Origin of the sequence: Pseudomonas rossensis, assembly GCF_039888995.1 — a bacterium.
Classification (GTDB): Bacteria; Pseudomonadota; Gammaproteobacteria; order Pseudomonadales; family Pseudomonadaceae; genus Aquipseudomonas; species Aquipseudomonas rossensis.
In genome coordinates, this window is the sequence record NZ_JBBWCB010000269.1 from 1 (window position 1) to 2,715 (window position 2,715).

Consider the following 2,715-nt stretch of genomic DNA (forward strand, 5'->3'; position numbering starts at 1 on the left):
CCTTGGTGGATCAAAACCGTTACGCATCGCTCAAAGGGTGACTTGTTGCGCAAGTGGATTCCGATGCCATTGATTGCAGAGGGTTTTTATCCCGCAGCAGACACGTCGCCCGCGAGCGGCACGCTTGGCGAGAACGGCGCCAGGGCAGCGGCTTACTTCAGGTAACCGCTGCCAGCAGGCGATTCCGCCAGGCAACCCGTTGGAGCCAGGAGCACGTTCTTCGCAAAAACAGGATGCCGACAGCGGTTGGCAGCGGAGGAAGTGCACATGGCTACGCTCATCGGTATTGTCAGTAAGGTCATTGGTCAGGTGTTCGCGGTTACGAGCGATGGCACCCGACGCGCGCTGGTCGAGGGGGACCGGTTATTCGCCGGCGATCAACTGGTCACCGGGGCCGAAGGCGCGGTGGCGGTGAATCTGCAGAATGGCCAGGAACTGACACTTGGGCGTGGCAGCAGTATGGAGATGACGCCTCAGTTACTCGCGCATCAGGCACCCCATGTAGACACCGCTGAAGCGGTGACGCCGACTCAGGCGCAACTGACCGATGTCGAGCAACTGCAAAAAGCGATCGCTGCCGGCGACGACCCGACCCAGACCGCTGAAGCTACGGCGGCCGGACCGGGTGCGACCGGCGCACCTGGTGCACTGGGTGGCGGCCACACGTTTGTCATGCTTGAAGAGGTAGGCGGGCGGGTCGATCCGACTATTGGTTTTCCTACCGCAGGTTTCAACGGCATTCCCGAGTTTCCCCTGGAGCGGCTGGCCGGTGACCCGGACAACGGTGACGACGGTGACAGCGGTGCAGGTGGTTCAGGCGGTTCGGGTGGTTCGGGCGGTTCAGGAGATTCAGGAGATTCAGGAGATTCAGGAGGCTCAGGAGGTTCAGGAGGCACAGGCGTTCTTCCTGTAACACCGGTTGTTCCTGATGTGCCGAACAATCCGGTGACCCTCACCGGCCTGTCGGTGGCAGGGGGCGAATTGACCCTCAATGAGGCCAACCTGGCCGACGGTTCGGCCCCCAACCCTGGGGCACTGACCAAGACCGGCACGTTCAGCGTGTCTGCTCCTGACGGGCTGACCAGCCTGAGCATCGGAGGGATCAACGTGATCAGCGGTGGCGTTGCCGCAGGCTTCCCGCAATCGATCACCACCCCGTTGGGCAACACCCTGACCGTCACCGGCTACAACCCGGCCACGGGGGTTGTGAGTTACAGCTACACCCTCAACGACAATGAAACCCATCCGGCCGGTGACGGCGCCAACAGCATCACCGAGAATTTCGACGTCGTCGCCACCGATACGGACGGCAGTTCGGCGACCGGGCAAATCAACGTCAACATCGTCGATGACCTGCCGACCGCCCATGCCGACTCGACCTCGGTCGCCGAAGGCGGCATCGTCAGTGGCAACGTGCTGTGGAACGACGTCCGCGGTGCCGATGGTCCCGCCGCCGGGGGCGGAGTGGTAGGCGTGCGTGCCGGTTCAGACACCTCGACTTCGGCCATCGGCGGCCTCAACAGCCAGATCAATGGCACTTACGGATACCTGACGCTGGATGCGGCGGGCAACGCGGTCTATCACAGCAACCCGGACGGCGTGAACGGTCCCGGTGCGACCGACGTGTTCACCTACACCTTGCGCGATGCCGACGGTGATGAAAGCACCACCACCATCACCATCGACGTGAACAACAGCGGCATCAGAGCGATCAGCGACAACGACGTGACCGTGTATGAAAAAGCCCTCGACCTGAACAAGGACGGTCAGGATCTGGCCGCCGGCACCGTTACTGGCAGCCAGCCGGGCAATACCGGCGAAACCGCCAGTGGAACGCTGGTCGGCTCCGTCACGGGCGCGGCCGGCGCAATCACCTACACCTTGATCGGCAGCGCCACCGGTACCTATGGGCAAATCCTGCTCAATCCCGACGGCTCCTATACCTACACGCTGACGTCGGCGCCAAGCACCACGCCGAACGCCAACGACGGCGCCAACACCTTGAGTGAAACCTTCACCTACAAAGCCACCGACGCTCTGGGCAACAGCACCACCAGCACCATCGTGGTCAAAATCGTCGATGACCTGCCGACCGCCAACCCCGACTCGACCTCGGTCGCAGAGGGCGGCATTATCAGCGGCAACGTGCTGTGGAATGACGTCGGCGGCGCCGATGGCCTCGCCGCAGGGGCGGTGCTCGGCGTGCGTGCCGGCTCAGACACCTCGGCCCCGGCCGTTGGCGGCCTGAACACTCAGATCAATGGCACCTACGGTTACCTGACGCTGGACGCCAACGGCAACGCCGTGTACCACAGCAACCCGAACGCCGTGAGCGGCCCCGGCGCGACCGACACGTTCACCTACACCCTGCGCGATGCCGACGGTGACCAAAGCACTACCACTATCACCATCGACGTGCGCAACAGCTGCATCAGAGCGGTCAGCGACAGCGACGTGACCGTCTACGAAAAAGCCCTAGACCTGAACAAGGACGGTCAAGATCTGGCGCCCGGCATCGTTACCGGGAGCCTGCCGGGCAACACCGGCGAAACCGCCAGTGGCACGCTGGTCGGTTCGGTCAGCGGCGCGGTCGGTGCGATCACCTACACCCTGGTCGGCAGCGCCACCGGCACCTACGGGCAGATCCTGCTCAATCCCAACGGCACCTACACCTACACCCTGACCTCGCCGCCAAGCACCACACCGAACGCCAAC

1 protein-coding gene is annotated in these 2,715 nt (G+C 63.4%); it reads left to right on the forward strand.

What is annotated here, in order from left to right:
* Positions 1-267: 267 nt before the first annotated feature.
* Positions 268-2,715: retention module-containing protein (locus WLY71_RS30275; protein ID WP_347806508.1), on the forward strand; the 2,448-nt coding region annotated here is incomplete at its 3' end.